Genomic DNA, 17,509 nt, shown 5'->3' on the forward strand with positions numbered 1-17,509 from the left:
TTAATATAGAACCATTCACAAAAAACACTTGTTAACTTCAAAGATTATAAAAAACACACTATTTTGAAGTTATAATCACAGAAAGAGGAAAACATGTTTCCTCATAAAAAATTATCGAGAATAAAATTCAACAACCAAATTAGGTTCCATTTGCACAGCATAAGGAACATCTGCAAAAGCAGGAATACGTGTAAAGGTTGCTTTCATCTGTTTATGATCAGCTTCAATATAATCAGGGACATCACGTTCTGCCAATTGTACTGCTTCTAAAACTAAAACAAGTTGTTTTGATTTTTCCCGAACCTCAATAACATCACCAGGCTTACAACGATAAGATTGAATATTTGTACGCCGCCCATTTACGTTAACATGACCGTGGTTGATAAATTGACGAGAAGCAAAAATTGTAGGTACAAATTTTGCGCGATAGACGACAGCATCCAAACGTGACTCTAACAGACCGATAAGATTTTCACCAGTATCACCCCGTCGACGAGCGGCTTCTTCATAAGTTTTATGAAATTGCTTTTCTGAAATATCTCCATAAAACCCTTTCAGCTTTTGTTTAGCGCGCAACTGCACCCCATAGTCAGAAAGTTTTCCTTTACGACGCTGTCCATGCTGACCTGGACCATAATCACGACGATTGACGGGAGATTTTGGACGACCCCAAATATTTTCTCCCATACGACGGTCAATTTTATACTTTGTTGTTTCGCGTTTACTCATCGCATTTCCTTTAAAATAAAACACGAGATCTTAAGACCCCAAGGAAACGCGCCCTCCTCTGCCTTTAAATACTAAAGACTGACAGAATACCTTAACATATCAATATGCAAAGTTATCCACGGGACACGTCAATTAATGCCATTTTCTTGAAAGAAAAAGCTGGAACAGTTTTATTGATCTCGTATCCCAAAGTCAACTCTTTTCATGAGTTTTAAGCCAAATCCTTTTAATAAACGCTCCGTTGAAGAAGTGACCTTTTTTGATGTTAGCAACACAAAATCTTGATACTTCTTTACAGGTTGCTGCTGTATTTTTTCCGACAATGGCAATAATGATCTGGTATGTTTAGCGATAGCCTTTGCTGGATCAATCCATTTAACGGACCATAAAGCTTGTTCACGAAAGAAGCTAATCAAAAAAGGATAATGTGTGCAGGCTAAAACAATAATATCAGTATATTTGCCATTTTTTTCCACAAAACATGGAAGGATTTCTTTCTTTATCTCTTTCGAATCGATAGATTTTCCCCGTAAATAATTTTCAGCAAATCCAGCAAGCTTTTCACTTCCCACAAGCTGAACATGACACTGTCCAGCAAAAGAGTTGATTAATTCATTTGTATAAGCACGTTTAACTGTTCCAGGGGTTGCTAATACGGAAATAAAACCAGATTTCGTCTGTTCAGCAGCTAATTTAATTGCAGGAACCGTTCCTACAAAAGGAACATGAGGAAAATTTTGTCGTAAATCTGCCATCATCAGTGTAGAAACAGTATTGCAAGCAATGACACATAAGGCGGGATTATAACGTGTTAAAAGATTTGTAAAAATCTTTAAAATATGGTCTTTCAAAACATTTTCTTCCCAATTGCCATAAGGGAATCCCGCATCATCAGCCACATAAATAAATTGCCTTTCAGGGATAAGAACACGCACTTCCCTTAAGACAGTTAAACCACCAATACCACTATCAAAAAAAAGAACAGGCTGTTCATCCATCAGTTTTCACACTTGTTTGTAATTTTTTACGGTCGCGCTCTTTAGGTGCTCCACTTCCCCGTGGATATTGTGGTGAAAAATAATCCAGTGAAGATATAACGCCCCGCAATAAACGAACCTCAGGTTCACTAAAGTTAGCACGCGTAAAAACAGAGCGTAAATTTGCAAGCATCACTTCTTTGCGTTCTGGGGGTCTAAAATATCCACGAATATCCAAAGCCTCTTCTAACTGAGATAAAAAACCATGAAATATTGTTTTATTTGCAGGTTCCATCTCTGCGGCACGAAATGCCGTATCGCTGACATTCTCTAGACCTGTTTTCATCCATTCGTAAGACATTAAAAGAACCGCTTGCGCAATATTGAGAGATGCAAAAGCAGGATTAACTGGAAAAGTGATGATTTCATCAACAAGGCTGATTTCATCATTTTCTAGTCCCCATCTCTCTCTTCCAAAGACAATACCTGTCTTATGTCCGATACTTTCACGCTGACGTAATACGCTTGCTGCTTCGACAGCACTTTTTACAGTTTTAAATCCACATCTTTCACGCGCTGTTGTGGCAAAAACATAGTGTAAATCTGCAATTGAATCACGCAATGTATCAAAAATCACAGCGTTGTTAATGACATGATCAGCTTTACTTGCAGCAGCTCTAGCTTTTTCATTTGGAAACATTTCTCGAGGATTGACTAATCGAAGCTTAGAAAGCCCAAAATTTGCCATTGCCCTTGCGACCATACCAATATTTTCAGGAAGCTGCGGTTCAACTAAAATAATAACGGGACCATTTGTTAAATTTTCACGATTCTTATTCGTTCCTGCCATCAATACTCCCTAATTGCACTTACTTATGCTCCATTCGTTGTTTTTTTAAAAGCAATCTTCTTCAAAGTACACCAATGCTTGTTAATAATAAATTTTAAAAGCCATTCAAAGTAGACTATGGAGTTTATACAATTTATATAAGATATCGTAACATTTTTTACATTAATTTTATCTTGTTTAGTAGGTGACAACTCCTACCCATCATAATCTCAGTTGAATTATGAAATCATAAATCCTAAAAAAGGAATATGTATTTTATTCCCAAACTTTTTCCTGCAAAGCTTATCCGTCGTTATAAACGTTTTCTTGCGGATGTTAAACAAGATGATCAACATGTTTTCACCGTGTCGGTCCCTAATACAGGATCAATGCTTGGATTAACAGCTTCCAACTCCAATATTTGGCTTTCATATCATAACAACAGCAAGCGAAAATATGCCTATCAATTAGAAATTGTTGAAACCGATAATACTTTGGTTGGCATTAATACCACTTTACCCAATAAACTTGCACTAGAAGCAATTCAAAACGAATTACTACCAGAATTAAGTGGGTATAAAACAATCTTAAAAGAACAACGCTATGGGACACAATCACGAATTGACTTTCTTTTACGTGATGACATTCTTCCTGATTGTTACCTAGAAGTTAAAAATGTTCATTTTATTCGTCAAAAAGGATTAGCAGAATTTCCTGATACAGAAACAAAACGTGGTGCACGTCACCTTGAAGAACTTATAGGGGTTGTACAACAAGGAAAACGAGCAGCTATGCTTTATATTATTCAACGAGAAGATTGCTCAGCTTTTACAATTTGTCATGATCTTGATCCACTCTATGGACGTAAGTTTGATTTAGCATTAAAATCAGGAGTAGAATGTTATGCTGTAAAGTGTCATGTAAGTGTAGAAGGCATTTTTCCGATTCAGAGAGTAAAAATAGAAAACAGAAGAAACAATGACTGAGTATATTGAATATAATGAAATACCTTTAAAATTTAATGGAAAAATCCGCATTTTTGATGATTATGCTTTTGCGAAAATGCGTGAAGTTGGTCGTATTGCTGCAGAATGCCTTGATGCGCTTACGGATATTATTAAGCCAGGCGTTACTACGCAAGAAATTGATGATTTTGTATTCATTTTTGGTGCTAAGCGAGGAGCTCTTCCTGCTGATTTAAATTATCATGGATACAGCCATTCATGCTGTACATCCATCAATCACGTTGTTTGTCATGGTATTCCCAATAAAAGACCCTTGCAAGAAGGCGATATTGTGAATGTTGATGTAACCTTTATCCTTGATGGTTGGCATGGAGATTCAAGTCGAATGTATCCTGTTGGAAAAATCAGACGTGCTGCAGAACGCCTTTTACAAATAACCTATGAAAGTCTTATGAAAGGAATTGCTGTTGTTAAGCCTGGAGCAACCACAGGTGATATTGGTGCTGCTATTCAACAGTATGCAGAATCTGAACGGTGCTCAATTGTGAGAGATTTTTGCGGACATGGTATCGGTCAGCTTTTTCATGATGCACCCAATATCCTCCATTATGGAAACCCTGGAGAAGGAGTCGAATTAAAACAAGGTATGATGTTTACAATTGAGCCTATGATTAACCTTGGTAAGCCACAAGTTAAGATTTTATCTGATGGTTGGACTGCCGTTACCCGCGACCGCTCTTTGACAGCACAATATGAACATACAATTGGTGTCACAAATGAGGGGTGTGAAATATTTACACAATCTCCTAAAAATATTTTTTATATTCCCAATTCGTATACCTAATGCACTGTAGAGATGTTATGGCTAAAAAATTAAATCAAAAGGAAGATATTCAAAGTAATCACTTTGCATTAACATCAAGTTTTCCACTCATCCCAGTATCTGAAAGAAAAAGTAAAGAGCCTGAGAAAAACACACAGCTTCATAAACATTATCAAGGACATCGTGAACGTCTTCGGAAACGCTATTTAAAGTCAAAAGGAAATGCAATTGAAGATTATGAATATCTTGAATTATTGCTTTTTCGCACAATCCCCCGCGCAAATACAAAACCCATAGCTAAAAATTTGATAGCACGTTTTGGTTCATTAGCTGATGTATTGGGAGCTGATATTCACCGACTTCAAGAAGTTCAAGGATGTGGTCCCGCAACTGCAATTGATTTAAAAATTATCTCAGATGTTGCTGGACGTCTTGCTCGTGCACAATTATTTAAACGCGATATTTTTTCATCATGGGATAAAGTGTTAGCTTATTGTAAAGCTGTTATGGCTCACGAAACCCGTGAACAATTTCGTATTTTATTTCTTGATAAGAAAAACGGCTTACTTGCTGATGAGGTGCAACAAACTGGAACTATTGATCATACCCCTGTGTATCCTCGTGAAGTTATTTCTCGAGCTTTAGAGTTATCCGCATCAGGATTGATTTTAGTCCACAATCACCCTTCTGGCGATTCCACACCATCTGACGCAGATATAACAATGACATACAGATTAAAAGACGCAGCAAATGCATTAGGCATTACTATCCACGATCACCTTATTATCGCACGAAATAACCACACGAGCTTTAAAGCATTAAAGCTTATATAAACCTTATAGGATGAAAAAAGGCTTCATTCAACAATGAATAACGAATCAATTTTCTAAATCAATATCTAATATAGCCATTGAAAAATTATAGGACAGCTCATCTTCATCTTCATCTCGATAAATAATACCTAAAAACTCATCCCCCATATAAACCTCACAAGAATCATCTTTCTTAGGCCGTGCTTTGACGTGCAATGCTGAGTTTTGGAATATATTTTTTAAATAATTATTAAGTTTTTTTATTTCATCAGCATTCACTATACTCTCCTATTTTTTGAGACAATTAAAACAATTGCGTGTCATGCAAATAAGACACACCTATGATTCTATAAAGTTAGTAAAAAAGCTTAATCTGAATATTCACTTAATATTACATATATTTACACTGCTTTTTATACATTCATAAAAAACTTCTACAAAAGGAATCCTCATTATTAAATATACCCGTATAAATTAAAAAACGGCAGAAAATTGTATATTTTTAATAATTTTACTTTATTTCTAATTTTAGCATCTGCATTTACAGATTCCTATTCGAGAGAAAAATTGATCAACCATTTATAGTTTTATTCCTTCTATAAAAAATTCAAAGAACAAAACTTTTTTATTTAAAGCTACAGTTTTTAGCAAAAAACATTATTATATCATTAAAAAATAATTCTTTTTAACGACTTTTTAAAGTAGATATTGTCTAACCTTAGAAGAATTACATCTCTAAAAAATATACAAAATAAGCTAATAAGAGTTCATTTTTCTCTCCATTTTTATAAGAATTCATTTCATAATGGGAAATTTTTAAATAAGCTTTCAGTTTATATAGAAGAATATTAGGTATTTTTGTAAATACTAAAACCTATGAAGAATGCTTATTTTATAGGATAACGAGAAAGAAAATCGATAACTCCTTTTTTATAAACTTTATCGCCTACAGCAAGCATATGATCACGACCAGGAATTGATAAAGCTTCACCACAAGGCAACAAAGCTGCTAATGGTTCTGCAGCGCCACCAATTTCATCTAATGAACCAACGGCAACAAGTGCAGGTTGTTCGATTTTGTAAATTTCAGATGCCGTTAACTCCTGTTTTGATGTGATAATACAAGCAGCCAGAGCACGTCTATCGCTTTTCGTTTGATCAGCAAATTTACGGAACATTAAACCGCGCGTATTGGTAATGGTAGAAATATCTTCCGCTAAAAGAGCTTCAGCCACAGGCTCCCAATTTCCTGCTCCCGTTACCATACCAATACCTAAACCACCAAAAATAACGCTGTTCACATATGTTGGATGCAAAAGAGCCATAAAAGCACTAATACGAGCTCCCATAGAATATCCCATAACATGGGCTTTAGATAACTCTAAATGCTGTAGTAACTTTATCGCATCACCAGCCATAGCTTGAGGTGTATAAAAAGCAGGATCATAACTTTTAACTGAATCTCCGTGACCGCGATTATCAAGAGCAATAACACGATATCCTGCTTCCGTGAGAATACGAAACCAACCTGTCGCATACCAATTCACCCGTGCAGAAGATCCAAAACCATGGATCAACAAAACAGGAGCGCCTTGCCCTTCTTCTCGATAAGCAAATCGCAAACCATCATATTCAAAAAAACGAATATCTTCAGCGGTCATTTTTTATTGCACTTTCCACAAAGTACAGGATGAATAACACGTTGCCCTTTTTGTATCTGTTTTTCAGAAACTTCACCAGCATTAATTTCAAGTGCAAAAGCTGCAGGAACTCCTGATGAAATAGTGTTTGTTGAAAATGGAGAAGTATTTTCAATAATCGATACAATAATTCCCTCAGAGTTTAAAAAAATCATATCTAAAGGTAAAGGTGTATTTGCCATCCACATAAAAAACTTCTGCTCATCTCCCGATAGATAACCTTTTTGCTGCTTAAAGAGCATTGCACGATCGCGTGGAAAATCAGTCCGATACATTAAACCAGCTGCTGCTTGAGATGGTGTAAAAGCAAGCTCTACCTTATAATAAATCGCACCTTGCTTTGTATGTATTTCTAAAGGAATTGGATGAACGGGAATCTCTATGGGCTTCTTTGCTAAAACAACATGCACGTTTAACATAAAAAGTATCGCCAATAAAATGACATGCTCTTTTTTAAAAGGCTTTAACATTCTTGTCTCCACCACAGAAAAATTTCAAACTTTGTTTCTAAAATAAAAAGTGCTAAAAAATCAAAAAAAGAGAGCTGTTTCCTTGTTTTTCTCTATTTTTTCTCAACACAATAGGAGCAATTTTTCCATTTGGTTTATCGATTCACGAGAGTCATATTTTCTTGAAATATATTTACCTCTCTAGCTTTTTATGCAATAATTACCTTTAAAAAACACAGAAAACATACTGATTTTACTAGTGAAATTCAATGCATAATAATTTAATGCGTAGAAAAAGGAATACCTATATCTGGATAAATTTCTGCTGTCATTAAACCTTTTTCCCCTTTTCCAAAACGCACAAGAACAACTTGGCCCGAACGAAGCTCTGCTAAACCAAAACGGCGCAACGTCTCCATATGAATAAAAATATCTTCTGTTCCTTGTCCACGGCTAAGAAAACCGAAACCTTTATCACGATTAAACCATTTAACAATTGCACGTTCTAGGCCACTTTCTGGAGTCACAACAACATGGGTACGGGCTGGAACTTCTGATGGGTGAACAGCTGAAGAACAATCTATGGATTTCACCTGAACGCACTTTAATCCTCGTTCAGTTTTTTCCACAGCACAAATAACTTTAGCTCCTTCCATCGCTGTTTGAAAACCATCCCGTCGCATTACTGTAACATGCAATAATATATCGGGAAAATGAGGTAAATCAGGTACAATAAATCCATACCCCTTACTACCATCAAACCACTTAATGACACCACTTATTTCAATAATCTCTCCACAAGCACCTATACTCTCCTCAGATAGGGAACAATCCTTTAATGCATCCTTACTCGTCATAATAACGTGATCCTGTAGCTTTTATAAATTGTACGATATTGATTCTCTAAGTTTAAGTAAACATTGCTCTTGTACCAACACGCAAGTCCCAAGATAAGATTTCCCCATATTGTCGTATCTTCTATGTTAACATCAGCGAATATCAACATGAATATTTATAAAACTATTTGATTGTACGCTTTATATATCTTACAAAGAATGCCCTACAAAAGAGATCATATAAAAGGTTTTTTTACATAATGATATTTTCATTAATGTGTAACTTGCATGATGAAGAAGTTCAATATAAGGTGCAAAAACGACAATTCAATTAAGGAAAATGCGCATGCAATTGAAAAAAATCCTTACGACAATCACAGCATTCATGGCATTTACAGCAAATGTGTATGCAAGTGAACCTATCAAAATTGGTGTTTATCTTCCATTAAGTGGTCAAAATGCATTTGGAGGTCAGCTTGAAATTAGAGGTATAGAATTAGCCCATAAAAAAGTTCCAGAAATTTTAGGCCGTAAAGTGGAACTTGTTATTATTGATAATAAGTCTGATAAAGTAGAAGCAGCTAATGCTGTTATGCGTTTAACAGCAAGTGAAAAAGTGAGTGGAATCATTGGGAGCTATGGCTCTTCGCTTTCGTTGGCAGGTGGTGAAATATCTGAAAAAGCAAAGACTCCAACCATTGCAACGTCCTCAACGAGTCCCCTTGTTACACAGGGTAAAAAATATTACTTTCGCGCTTGCTTTATTGATTCCTATCAAGGAGTAGGAATCGCAACTTATGTAAGCCAAACTTTACACGCAAAAAAAGCTGCTATCCTCAAAGATATTTCAAACGATTATGCTATTGGTCTTGCAAGTTATTTTACACGTGCTTTCAAAAAATTAGGTGGTGAAGTTATCTCAAATTTAAACTATAATTCCGGAGATCAGGATTTTTCAGCTGTTCTTACGCAAATTATTGCACAAAAACCTGATATTTTATTCATTCCATCTTATTTTTCTGAAGGTGCTATCATCATGAAACAAGCACGAGAATTAGGAGCGAAGTTTCAAATTATGGGTGGAGATGCTATGGATAATCCAGAAACCATTACGATTGCAGGAAAAGCGGCAGAAGGTTTCTTACATACAACACTTCCCTATAGTGAGGATATGCCAAATATGTCAGTAGCTGCGCAAGAATTCACAAAAGAATGGAGAGAAGCTTACCCTGACAAAGAGCCAAATATCAATTCTGTTTTAGGGTACACGAGTTATATGATGTTTATGAAGGCTATTGAAAATGCAGGTAGCGCTGATCGTGAAAAAATTACTATCGCACTTAGCAAATTAAAAGATTTTCCAACTCCCTTTGGTGATATGTCCATGGATGAAAATCATAATCCTAAAATTCCTATTGGTATCATTAAAATACAGGATGGAAAACGTGTTTATTTAGAAGAAGTTAAACCTGCTTTTTAATTAAGAAGTTTTACTAATGAAAATACAAGAATTGGTTGAGGATCTTTTCTCAACCAAAAACTTAAAGGTTTCTTGTTGTCTTATGTAAATTAACAAATGTGGAAGGATGAGAGATGAGCACTGAAATGTTCATCCAGTATTTTTTTAATGCACTGGCATTGGGATCTCTTTATGGACTTATCGCTATTGGTTATACTATGGTCTACGGTATACTGAGACTCATTAATTTTGCTCACGGTGATATTTTTATGCTGGGAGCATATTTTGTTTTCTTTTCCACAATTGGCTTTATGCCTGCTTGGGCAGCCCTTCTTCTTTTGTTCCTCGCTGCTCTTGTTTATTATTCGGTCTTTGTAGGGTTTAAAAGGCGTCCTCCAATTTATTGGATTGCTGTTTTTTTAATTCTTGCTTTAGGGTTTGTTTATTACTTTAAAATTTCTCCACAGGATTTCACTCCGATTTGGGTTTTAGCGCTTTGTTTTTCCATTTTTATTACAAGTGCAGTGGGTGTTACTGTTGATCAACTTGCCTATAAACCTCTACGCCATGCTCCACGTATCTCGGCATTGATCGGTGCGATCGGTGTTTCTTTTTTTATTGAAAATCTTGCTACTGTACTCTTTAGTGGTATTCCGAAAGGTGTAAAACAACCAGATTTTCTTGTAACACCATTTTTATGGCATCTAGGATCAGACGCAGATGGTATCATTAGAATTGCTCCTATGTCTCTGATTGTTCCCGTTGTGTCATTAATTCTTATTGTATTACTGTTATGGATTATCCATAAAACGAAACCGGGTCTTGCTATGCGTGCAATCTCCCATGATATTGAAACGACGCGTTTGATGGGTGTATCTGTTAATAAAGTCATTGCATTTACATTTGGAATAGGCTCAGCACTTGCCGCTATATCAGGCATTATGTGGTCTTTGCGCTATCCTCAAATTCAGCCTTATATGGGTGTTCTTCCTGGCCTCAAAGCATTTATCGCTGCTGTTATCGGAGGGATTGGTTCGATACCAGGAGCAATGTTGGGAGGATTGTTATTAGGGTTTATTGAAATTATGATTATCGCATTTTTCCCCGCGCTATCTGGATATCGAGATGCCTTCGCTTTCATTTTATTGATTCTGATTTTATTGATATTGCCCACAGGATTAATGGGTAAAAAAAGTCAGGAGAAAATCTAATGGCAAAGTCAGTGACAACTATTTTATCGTGTATAAGTGTTTTAGTTCTCATAGGTTTTTTATTTTATGCTGATAGCCATTTTAATGACTATACGCTTCGTATCATAAATCTGATTGCTATTAATGCGATACTGGCAATTTCGCTTAATTTGATTTATGGTTTTACAGGTATGTTTTCTCTTGGACATGCTGGCTTTATGGCTATTGGTGCTTATGTCTGCGCAATTTTACTGCTTTCTCCTGAACAAAAAGAGATGATGTGGATTCTTGAGCCTATCGCTGAACCATTGTATCATCTGCAATTACCTTTTTTTATTGCTGTTGTTGTAAGTGGTTTGTGTGCCGCAGTTGTAGGTTTATTGATTGCTTTGCCAATATTGCGTCTTGGTGGTGATTATCTTGGAATTGCAACATTGGGTTTTGCAGAAATTATTCGCATTGTCATTACAAATGCAACATCGCTCACAAATGGCTCTTTAGGAATCAAAGGAATACCTCAAAATGCAACATTATGGTGGAACTATGGTTGGCTAGCATTCACAGTTCTCTTTATTGTTCTCTTACTGCGAAGCAATACTGGTAATGTATTACGTGCTATTCGTGATGATGAAATAGCTGCGAAAACTATGGGAATTAACGCTTTTTTCTACCGTAGTTTTTCTTTTACTGTTGGAGCGTTTTTTGCAGGTATAGGTGGAGCATTAATGGCTGCTCTTATTTCAACCATTGATCCCAAAATGTTTAATTTTCTTCTTACTTTTAATATTTTGATGATTGTTGTTGCTGGTGGTTTGGGTTCAATTACAGGGAGTATTATTGGTAGCATTGTTATTACAGTTATGCTTGAATGGCTTCGTATTATTGAAAGTCCATTTGACTTAGGTTTTATACATATTCCAGAAACACCAGGACTTCGTATGGTTGTTTTTTCTCTTTTATTGCTGGTAATTATCTTGTTTTGGAGAAAAGGCTTGATGGGACAACGTGAATTCTCATGGAATGGAATTTATAGCTTTCTGATACGCAAAAAACTTTCTAATACTGAGGGAAATCTATGAACGACACCATCCTTTCACTCAACGAGATCGTCATGCGTTTTGGCGGATTAGTTGCTGTAAATAATATTAATATGGCAATTAAACGAGGAAGTATTACTGGATTAATTGGTCCCAATGGTGCTGGAAAAACAACAGTTTTCAATATGATTTCGGGATTTTATGCCCCTACGAGCGGTATTATTCTTTTTGATGAGCAAAAAATTTCTGGAGCACCTCCTTATATTATCTGCAGACGCCATATCGCCCGAACATTTCAAAATATTCGTCTTTTTTCAGGGTTAACGGTTTTGCAAAATGTTATGGTGGGGGCGCATGTTCGACAAAAATATCCTTGGTTTTCTTCAGCTCTATTTTTTTCAAAAGCAATGAAAGAAAAAAAAGAAATTTATAAAAACTCCATGGAGCTTCTTGAACGGCTACAACTTGATCACCTTGCCAATCAATCGGCAACAGCTTTACCTTATGGTGTGCAGCGACGTCTAGAAATTGCACGTGCGTTAGCCACAAAGCCCAAATTGCTTCTTCTTGATGAACCTGTTGCTGGCATGAATCCACAAGAAAGCGAAGATCTTAAAGAATTTATAACAAAAGTGCAAAAAGACTTTGATCTTACAATTCTTCTTATCGAGCATGATATGAAAGTGGTTATGGGACTTTGCCAACATATTTTAGTCATGGAACATGGCTGTTGCATTGCCAATGGTACACCAGATGAAATTCGTAATAACCCTAAAGTTATTGAAGCTTATCTTGGCGGAGATGTGTATGGATATTCTTAAAATAAAAAATCTTCACGTTCATTATGGTGCCATTAAAGCTGTCCAAGATCTTTCTATGTCCATAAAAAAAGGAAGTATTGTCACTTTAATTGGCGCCAATGGTGCAGGAAAAAGCAGTATTGTACGTTCTATTACAGGACTTAATCGCTCTGTGTATGGAGAAATTACCTATAATGGCAAATCAATTATTAAAAAGTCACCAGAAGAGATTTTGCGTTTAGGGATTGCTCTCAGTCCTGAAGGGCGTCGTATTATGCCTCATCTCACTGTTTTAGAGAATCTCCATCTAGGTGCTTATATCCGTCATGATAAACAGGGAATTTCTCGTGATATTGAATGGATATTTGATCTTTTTCCGCGCCTACGTGAAAGATCAAAACAGTTGGGAGGAACAATGTCAGGTGGGGAACAACAAATGGTTGCTGTAGGCCGCGCACTCATGAGCAATCCTGATATGGTCATATTAGATGAACCGTCGTTGGGATTAGCGCCCCTTCTCGTTCGGGAAATTTTTTCAATTATCCGAAAAATTAATGATATGGGAAAAACTGTTCTTCTTATTGAGCAAAATGCATTTGCTGCACTTTCCATAGCTGACTATGCTTATATTTTAGAGGTAGGGCATATTTTATTTCACGGTGAAGGTAAAGCTATGCTTTCTGATCCACGTGTTAAAGAAGCCTATCTTGGTGGATAAAGGCTACAAATTAAGGAAATAAAGTTCTCCCCTCCTCCTTTTAAAAAAGCATCTCTCTATTTAATGAGAAATGCCTTTTTGCGCTTAACTATGATATCCACCATTTTTCTGCACAGTATACTCCTGCTGCTTGTTCAATAATGTGCGCTATCTGAAAAATAACTTCCTCAGAAAAAGGTTTACCAATCAATTGCAGTCCTAACGGTAAACCATTTGATGACAGACCAGCAGGAACAGAAATTCCTGGTAAACCAGCCATATTAACTGGTACCGTAAAAATATCATTAAGATACATTGCGACAGCATCATTTTTTATTTTTTCATCAGCAATACCAAAAGCAGGTGTTGGTGTTGCTGGTGTCAAAATAGCATCAATGCCTGAAGCAAAACATTGGTCAAAATCACGCTTTACGAGTGTTCTTACTTTTTGAGCTCTTAAATAACAGGCATCATAATACCCAGATGAAAGAACATAAGTTCCAACCAGAATGCGCCGTTTGACTTCATCTCCAAAACCAATAGAACGGGTGTTTTCATACATCTCAATGATGTCTTTTCCAGGTACGCGCAAACCAAAACGCACACCATCATAACGCGCTAAATTAGAAGATGCCTCTGCAGGAGCTATAATATAGTAAGAAGGCAGAGCATATTTTGTATGGGGTAAAGAAATATTCCTAATTTCAGCTCCTGCTTCTTTTAACCAATTTATTCCTCTTTGCCAAAGTTCAATAATTTCTTGAGACATTCCATCTAGATGATATTCTTTTGGAATACCAATTTTCATTCCTTTGATTGATTGACCAAGATAACTTTCATAATCAGGAACTGGTAAATTGACGGAAGTAGAATCTTTTTCATCAAAAGAGGCCATTGATCTTAGTAAAATAGCACAATCACGAACATCTCTAGCAACAGGTCCAGCTTGATCAAGAGATGAAGCAAACGCAACAACGCCCCATCGCGAACAACGTCCATAAGTTGGCTTTATTCCTACAGTTCCAGTAAAAGCTGCGGGTTGACGTATTGAGCCACCTGTATCGGTTGCAGTTGCACCAGCACAAATTTGTGCCGCAACAGCGGCTGCGGATCCCCCCGAAGAACCACCGGGTACGAGTTTTTCATTTGAGCCTTTTTTTCTCCATGGACTAATAACGGGACCATAATATGATGTTTCGTTGGATGAGCCCATAGCAAACTCATCCATATTAAGTTTTCCTAACATCACAGCACCATCTTGCCATAAATTAGCCGTGACAGTTGATTCATAGTGCGGTTTAAAACCATCAAGGATATTTGAACAGGCTTGAGTATGAACACCATAGGTTGCAAAAAGATCTTTAATCCCCAAGGGAATTCCTTCCAAAAGCCCTTCCTGCCCTCTCGCTAAGCGACTGTCTGATTCAGCAGCCATTTTCATTGCCTGTTCTGCCGTTATTGTTACATAAGCATTCAAAATTGGATTAGCTGATTCTATTGCTTGTAAATAAGCTTCCGTTAATTCTGTTGCTTTGAGATTTTTCTTTATTAAAGCATCACGAGCTTGCGCAATTGTGAGAGTTGTTAAATCAGTCATATTGGTTCTCAAATTTCAAAAATATAAAAAGTTACTCAACAATTTTTGAGACAAGAAAAAAATTTTCTTCTGTAACAGGGGCATTGGCTACAATATCTGCTGCTTTATCGCCATCTGTAACACTATCTTCACGCATTCGTAGAGTCATCGGCATCACAGAAGTTAATGGCTCAACTCCACTGACATCAACTTCATTCAATTGCTCTACAAAACCTAAAATAGCATTGAATTTTTTTGTCACAGGTTCTATCTCATCATCGTGGAGAGCAATCCTTGCTAAATGTGCTATCCGCTTGACTGTCTCTTGATCAACAGACATACTCTTTACGCCTTTCTGCTTTTTTGTTTATTTATTGATCTTTATTCTGGCTATACAAGGCTGCACTTGTAAGTGCAAGAATATTAGATAACATGAATAAAGAATATAACTATAGATCTGAAACATTAAAAAACGTATTATACCTTTATGACTGTTATTAATATAGATGAAGTTATAACACATCTTTTGCCTAGACAAACGATAGCAGGCTTAGATTTAGGGACAAAAACGATCGGAATTGCGATTTCTGATAGGGGGTTGATTGTCTCAAATCCGCGTCCTGTATTACAGCGAAAAAAATTTACAGAAGATGCTTACACACTTATTAAAATTTTTGACCGTGAAAATGTAGGTGTTATTATCATTGGCTTACCTCTTAACATGAATGGAAGCAGTGGCTCTCGTGTTCAAGCAACCAGAGCTTTTGTGAGCAATATGAAAGCTTATACAAAAATTCCATTTGTTTTTTGGGACGAACGTTTATCAACAATTGCTGCAGAACGGTCTCTTTTAGAAATGAATGTATCGCGCGCTAAAAGAGTAAGCCGTATTGATTCGGCAGCCGCCGCTTTTATATTGCAAGGTGCTCTCAATAGAATTCAAAACTTTCATCATATGGAAGGATAGAGGACATTGAGCAAATGCCCTGCATTATATCGGGCAATGAGCATCCCGTAAGAAGATCTCCATTGTCCCCCAAGGCGGCTTTCCATATAGGCATTCGCAACATGTTCTATGTCCGTAGAACGTAATGCTGCTGCTGCTGCTGCATAAGCTACTTGTTCAACAAAAAATCTTCCTGCACCTTCATTTGCTGATGCCATATCACCTGCTGATTTAATAATTTCAATTGCTCGGGGTCCCGCTGGTCCAATATCAAGAGCAATTTTTTCCAACAATTTCTGAAACAATCCCGGTGCTTTTTCACCAATAAGGATGGCATCCTTTACCAATTGATTAGCAGAACTATTTCTCACAATTCGCGCAGGCCCATTATGCAACATTTGTGATAATGGATTATTCTCTATAAAACTTTCAATACCAAGTTGTGCAATAATTTCACCAATAATAGGCACAACCAATTGACTTACATGATAAGCAATAATAGGTGTCATAATGCGAGCAAAAGCTGCTTCAGAACGGTCATTTGCTGCATTGTCAAATGCTCTTGCTAAACGCAAAACCAATGCTTGTGAGGCAGCTATATCTAATGCAATATCTGCAAAAATACGTTCTGTCAGTGGAGGTAAAGGCTGATTGGGCATTTTTTTCCGGAAAAAATCCATACCAAATTGAAGAGCCGCTCGTAAAACACCTGCCGATATGACAGATTGATCGAAACGCATCATCGTCTCGATATCTTTAATAACTTTAAGCCCTTCTCCAGCATTTCCCAAAAGCCAGCCATAACTGCCTTGGAAGTCGACAACCCCCTCTGGTGTTAAAAGTTCTCCAGAACGCTGAATTAAATGACGAATCGATATAGATCCATTTAATGCGCCATTTTCTTGTATGCGTGGAATAAAAAAACAACTTAAATGACCATCTAAATCTGCACTAACAAGATATCCGTCAGCGGTAGGATTAATAACGTTGGTTTTTACAACATTTAAACGATATAGATCACGTTCCATACTTTCATCGAAAGAAATTTTCTTAACACTTGGAAAATTGAAAGCGTATTTTTCAATATCGTCAAATGCACAAGTTAGAGAAGCAGCCTTTTTATGATGAATAGGCTTTGATGAGGAATCATATTGGCGTGATAAAAGGACATGTTGCCATTTTTTGAAGAGCTCAATATCACTAATTAAAACAGCAATAGCTGCACTCGTTATGATAACTTCATTCAAATGTCCTGTTTCTAAACCAGCAGATAAAGCTAAACGAATCGCACGCGCTTGATAGCGTACTCCATTTTCTGAGCTCGTATTTTCCCAAAGCGAGGTAACCAAACCTGCTTGTCTAGAATATTGTTGAAGAGCTTGATAGGAAGAATGGATCTCTAATCTTTCTGTTGGTTGCCCCCATTCATCATTATAGCATAGTAAAGGCTTATAATGATTCGCTAAGCAAGAAAGTTTCCATGCTTCTCGACTCGCGGCAAAATCCCCTATTTCTTCAAAACTTGCTAACAAAAACTTAGGCAAAGTAGAAGCAATACGAAACATAAGCGTATCGCTAAGAAATGTATTTTTTCGACGAGTATTTTGCGCAGATACAGCACTCATAGGTATATTCCTACATTCAAATCATTCATATCATAGACTATTTGTCTTTTTAGAGTTAA

At 36.6% G+C, this 17,509-nt stretch carries 19 protein-coding genes; 9 read left to right on the forward strand and 10 right to left on the reverse strand.

Translation table 11 applies throughout. The features are described from left to right. Positions 1–111: 111 nt before the first annotated feature. The 3 genes from rpsD to ACFIMU_RS05145 form a co-directional block, all read right to left on the reverse strand. Positions 112–729: a 30S ribosomal protein S4 gene (gene rpsD, locus ACFIMU_RS05135; RefSeq protein ID WP_375606882.1), complete on the reverse strand. Its 618-nt coding sequence runs from the start codon at positions 727–729 to the stop codon at positions 112–114. A 170-nt stretch (positions 730–899) separates the two neighbouring features. Beyond that, complete coding sequence (gene murI, locus ACFIMU_RS05140; protein ID WP_375606883.1) at positions 900–1,727, reverse strand: glutamate racemase; 828 nt, start codon at positions 1,725–1,727, stop codon at positions 900–902. Then, positions 1,720–2,556, reverse strand: coding sequence for an RNA methyltransferase (locus ACFIMU_RS05145; RefSeq protein ID WP_375606884.1), 837 nt, complete (start codon positions 2,554–2,556; stop codon positions 1,720–1,722). The genes murI and ACFIMU_RS05145 overlap by 8 nt, the downstream gene beginning before the upstream one ends. Positions 2,557–2,804: 248 nt before the next feature. Between ACFIMU_RS05145 and sfsA the strand changes: the two genes are divergently transcribed. From sfsA to radC, 3 genes are read left to right on the forward strand one after another with little or no spacing between them, the layout of a single operon-like run. Next, positions 2,805–3,521 carry a DNA/RNA nuclease SfsA gene (gene sfsA, locus ACFIMU_RS05150; protein ID WP_375610373.1) on the forward strand — a complete coding sequence of 239 codons (717 nt, stop codon included), beginning with the start codon at positions 2,805–2,807 and terminating at the stop codon, positions 3,519–3,521. Then, the gene (map, locus tag ACFIMU_RS05155) at positions 3,514–4,344 is read left to right on the forward strand and encodes a type I methionyl aminopeptidase (RefSeq protein ID WP_375606886.1); all 831 of its coding nucleotides are present in this window, start codon (positions 3,514–3,516) and stop codon (positions 4,342–4,344) included. The genes sfsA and map overlap by 8 nt, the downstream gene beginning before the upstream one ends. A gap of 17 nt (positions 4,345–4,361) precedes the next feature. Continuing rightward, positions 4,362–5,156 carry a DNA repair protein RadC gene (radC, locus tag ACFIMU_RS05160; protein WP_375606887.1) on the forward strand — a complete coding sequence of 265 codons (795 nt, stop codon included), beginning with the start codon at positions 4,362–4,364 and terminating at the stop codon, positions 5,154–5,156. Positions 5,157–5,201: 45 nt separating this feature from the next. On the opposite strand, the gene ACFIMU_RS05165 is transcribed toward radC, so the two are convergent. The 4 genes from ACFIMU_RS05165 to ACFIMU_RS05180 all read right to left on the reverse strand — a co-directional run bounded on the left by ACFIMU_RS05165 (position 5,202) and on the right by ACFIMU_RS05180 (position 8,141). Next, positions 5,202–5,414, reverse strand: coding sequence for a DUF3126 family protein (locus ACFIMU_RS05165; RefSeq protein WP_375606888.1), 213 nt, complete (start codon positions 5,412–5,414; stop codon positions 5,202–5,204). A 608-nt stretch (positions 5,415–6,022) separates the two neighbouring features. After that, positions 6,023–6,796, reverse strand: coding sequence for an alpha/beta fold hydrolase (locus ACFIMU_RS05170; protein ID WP_375606889.1), 774 nt, complete (start codon positions 6,794–6,796; stop codon positions 6,023–6,025). Continuing rightward, on the reverse strand, positions 6,793–7,305 hold the full coding sequence (locus tag ACFIMU_RS05175) for a DUF192 domain-containing protein (RefSeq protein ID WP_375606890.1): 513 nt from the start codon (positions 7,303–7,305) through the stop codon (positions 6,793–6,795). Before ACFIMU_RS05175 ends, ACFIMU_RS05170 begins: the two co-directional genes overlap by 4 nt. 260 nt (positions 7,306–7,565) lie before the next feature. Beyond that, a complete protein-coding gene (locus ACFIMU_RS05180) occupies positions 7,566–8,141 on the reverse strand; it encodes a cold-shock protein (RefSeq protein ID WP_375606891.1) in 576 nt (191 codons plus the stop codon). Between the two features lie 325 nt (positions 8,142–8,466). Between ACFIMU_RS05180 and ACFIMU_RS05185 the strand changes: the two genes are divergently transcribed. From ACFIMU_RS05185 to ACFIMU_RS05205, 5 genes are all read left to right on the forward strand, one after another. Beyond that, positions 8,467–9,600, forward strand: coding sequence for an ABC transporter substrate-binding protein (locus ACFIMU_RS05185; RefSeq protein ID WP_375606892.1), 1,134 nt, complete (start codon positions 8,467–8,469; stop codon positions 9,598–9,600). 113 nt (positions 9,601–9,713) lie between these two features. Then, a complete protein-coding gene (locus ACFIMU_RS05190; RefSeq protein ID WP_375606893.1) occupies positions 9,714–10,790 on the forward strand; it encodes a branched-chain amino acid ABC transporter permease in 1,077 nt (358 codons plus the stop codon). Continuing rightward, positions 10,790–11,848, forward strand: coding sequence for a branched-chain amino acid ABC transporter permease (locus ACFIMU_RS05195; protein WP_375606894.1), 1,059 nt, complete (start codon positions 10,790–10,792; stop codon positions 11,846–11,848). The genes ACFIMU_RS05190 and ACFIMU_RS05195 overlap by 1 nt, the downstream gene beginning before the upstream one ends. Beyond that, a complete protein-coding gene (locus ACFIMU_RS05200; protein ID WP_375606895.1) occupies positions 11,845–12,627 on the forward strand; it encodes an ABC transporter ATP-binding protein in 783 nt (260 codons plus the stop codon). The genes ACFIMU_RS05195 and ACFIMU_RS05200 overlap by 4 nt, the downstream gene beginning before the upstream one ends. Continuing rightward, a complete protein-coding gene (locus ACFIMU_RS05205) occupies positions 12,614–13,324 on the forward strand; it encodes an ABC transporter ATP-binding protein (protein ID WP_375606896.1) in 711 nt (236 codons plus the stop codon). The genes ACFIMU_RS05200 and ACFIMU_RS05205 overlap by 14 nt, the downstream gene beginning before the upstream one ends. 88 nt (positions 13,325–13,412) lie before the next feature. Here the strand turns inward: ACFIMU_RS05205 and gatA are convergent, their stop codons facing one another. Then, entirely contained in the window at positions 13,413–14,900 is a 1,488-nt protein-coding gene (gene gatA, locus ACFIMU_RS05210; protein WP_375696873.1) for an Asp-tRNA(Asn)/Glu-tRNA(Gln) amidotransferase subunit GatA, read from the reverse strand. A gap of 31 nt (positions 14,901–14,931) precedes the next feature. Beyond that, positions 14,932–15,219, reverse strand: coding sequence for an Asp-tRNA(Asn)/Glu-tRNA(Gln) amidotransferase subunit GatC (gene gatC / locus ACFIMU_RS05215; RefSeq protein ID WP_375606898.1), 288 nt, complete (start codon positions 15,217–15,219; stop codon positions 14,932–14,934). A gap of 147 nt (positions 15,220–15,366) precedes the next feature. On the opposite strand from gatC, the gene ruvX reads away from it, so the two are divergent. Continuing rightward, complete coding sequence (ruvX, locus tag ACFIMU_RS05220) at positions 15,367–15,846, forward strand: Holliday junction resolvase RuvX (protein ID WP_375606899.1); 480 nt, start codon at positions 15,367–15,369, stop codon at positions 15,844–15,846. Here the strand turns inward: ruvX and ACFIMU_RS05225 are convergent. Then, positions 15,831–17,450, reverse strand: a complete 1,620-nt coding sequence (locus ACFIMU_RS05225) for an acyl-CoA dehydrogenase family protein (RefSeq protein ID WP_375606900.1) — start codon at positions 17,448–17,450, stop codon at positions 15,831–15,833. The two genes, ruvX and ACFIMU_RS05225, sit on opposite strands and share 16 nt — an antisense overlap. Positions 17,451–17,509: the final 59 nt, after the last annotated feature.

This window comes from Bartonella sp. AC70YNML, from assembly GCF_042196545.1.
Taxonomy (GTDB): domain Bacteria; phylum Pseudomonadota; class Alphaproteobacteria; order Rhizobiales; family Rhizobiaceae; genus Bartonella.